The following is a 1866-nucleotide window of genomic DNA, read 5'->3' on the forward strand; positions in this document are numbered from 1 at the left end:
TTATGTGCGATTTACATTGAGTGAATTTTAATTATTTTAAATTTTGGATAGTCACTTAATATATCTTTCACAATGATATCTGCATCATATTCATTGCCGCGGTGGCTGAACTTTATATTCATTTCTTGAATTGCTTGCCATGATCCAGCTTCGTGAGCATCTTTGTTGAGTTGTGAAGAAATCTCTTCAGTAACCTTAAAGCTACCGCCATGAAGAATCGACATTTGGAATATCTCAACCTCGTGAATTTCAATAGTGTACTTAAAGCCTGAATTAAGTGTTAATTCACCAATTGTAATCATAATATTCCCTTAAATAAGTTTCAGCACAACTTGGTGCTAGTTGAATACCGAGTAGTGCATAACGAGACTGTAGAATAACTCCAACAGCCAAATTCAATTAAAAAACGAGCTCCTGTAATTAACTCTAAGCGTTTTTAAAGCATTGGGTAATGCATTTTGAACCCATAAAACAGGCTGTTTTTCTTAAAAATGAGTAATTATACAGCCTCAACGCCTCGTTAACCGGAGCGTAGGTTGATATTGTTTTTGCGCTTTTGCCTTTTTGCAAAAACGATGGCAGCCGTTTACGCTTCCGTGTTTAACGACTTGTTATAGGTATTGATTAAAGAATCTTTTTATACCTATGTACACTCGTATGACAGGATTCGTATAAATAAACCGAGTCGAATACCTGTTGATTTGCTAAATCGGTTTCTAAAGTTGCGGGTAAATTATTAGCAACTTTATCTAAATCAAAAAAAGGACCAAACAACCCAACTAAAAGTATTCCTTTACCGTTTAAGTTTGCTATAGAAATCATTGTTGGCTTGTTAAGTTTTTCAGAAATAACTGACACTACCTTGCTAGTAGTTGTTTCATCAGGATCAGCAACTAAACCGCCTTGAGAAGGTCTGTGCGGAACATCATCTGCGGCATAAGAAGTAATGCTAATAGCAACATCTTGGCTGTAAAATGCATCAGTAATTTCAATCCAAGTGTCAGTGCCATCAATGTCTACAAAAGCATCTGGTGGATCTGGTTGAGTTTTCACGGTTAGTGATTGCCCTTTGCCTTTCAAATGTTCACCAAATGAAGCTAAGACACTATTTTCGTGAGCTTCTTTAATTTTTCTACGCGAAACCATGAGAATACCTATAACGCCGCGCTCTGCAGCAATTCTGGAGCGTAGCGGAAAAATTGTCCGACAGCAGCGCCTTGTTATAGGCACTGTGCCGGAATGATTTATGCTGGTAGGTAATCCTGCAAAGCTTCTTTAGCTTCGCGATCAGCTTCTTTTTGCGCCTTAGCAACGTCAAGCCCCTGATTTTGGATTACCTGTTTAACTTTACGGTAGGTTCGGAATTCCTCTACTGAAATACCACGTTCTGCCAAATGTGGCTTGATAATGGCTTCAGCTCCTTCCTTCCCATATTTTTTTTCGAGACGCCCGTATTTAAAGTTTTCGGATGCTTCTCGCGCTGTGCCTGCCACAGCTGCTTTTGCTTCTTCGAACATAGCTGTTCTCCAAATTTAAACGGCGAAATTACCGCTATGAAGCTATGGGGGCAAACTGCACAAATTTCAAGCTGAACCTATAACAACTTTGTATACGACATTTGTCGTTTTATAAACCGACAAATGTCCATATATTACATTGAACCTATTTTAGCCACGAGATGGCTTCCGTGTAAACAAATAGTTAACATCGAGCTCGTTTTTATTAGTGTAGGAATACACCAAAATGGTGGAGATCAGTAATATTGGACAAAATAACAATTACTGTTTGTATGTAGAGCGGTTATTAACCACTGATTTAATATTAGTATTAACAAAGATAAAGTAATTATATTTTTAATTTATAAAA

At 37.4% G+C, this 1866-nt stretch carries 3 protein-coding genes; all 3 read right to left on the minus strand.

Annotated elements, in window-relative coordinates; genetic code table 11:
• Positions 1-11: 11 nt before the first annotated feature.
• Entirely contained in the window at positions 12-302 is a 291-nt protein-coding gene (locus GQR46_RS19215; protein WP_165742123.1) for a hypothetical protein, read from the minus strand.
• Between the two features lie 322 nt (positions 303-624).
• Positions 625-1146, minus strand: coding sequence for a hypothetical protein (locus tag GQR46_RS19220; protein WP_165742125.1), 522 nt, complete (start codon positions 1144-1146; stop codon positions 625-627).
• A 98-nt stretch (positions 1147-1244) separates the two neighbouring features.
• On the minus strand, positions 1245-1517 hold the full coding sequence (locus tag GQR46_RS19225) for a hypothetical protein (protein WP_165742127.1): 273 nt from the start codon (positions 1515-1517) through the stop codon (positions 1245-1247).
• Positions 1518-1866 lie beyond the last annotated feature (349 nt).

This window comes from Pseudoalteromonas sp. Z1A6, from assembly GCF_011378745.1.
Taxonomy (GTDB): domain Bacteria; phylum Pseudomonadota; class Gammaproteobacteria; order Enterobacterales; family Alteromonadaceae; genus Pseudoalteromonas; species Pseudoalteromonas arctica.

What these genes read in the sequence shown, in the direction of transcription:
- GQR46_RS19225 (WP_165742127.1), bottom strand. Translation starts at nt 1,517, where the DNA reads ATGTTCGAAGAAGCAAAAGCAGCTGTGGCAGGCACAGCGCGAGAAGCA.
- GQR46_RS19220 (WP_165742125.1), bottom strand. Translation starts at nt 1,146, where the DNA reads ATGGTTTCGCGTAGAAAAATTAAAGAAGCTCACGAAAATAGTGTCTTA.
- GQR46_RS19215 (WP_165742123.1), bottom strand. Translation starts at nt 302, where the DNA reads ATGATTACAATTGGTGAATTAACACTTAATTCAGGCTTTAAGTACACT.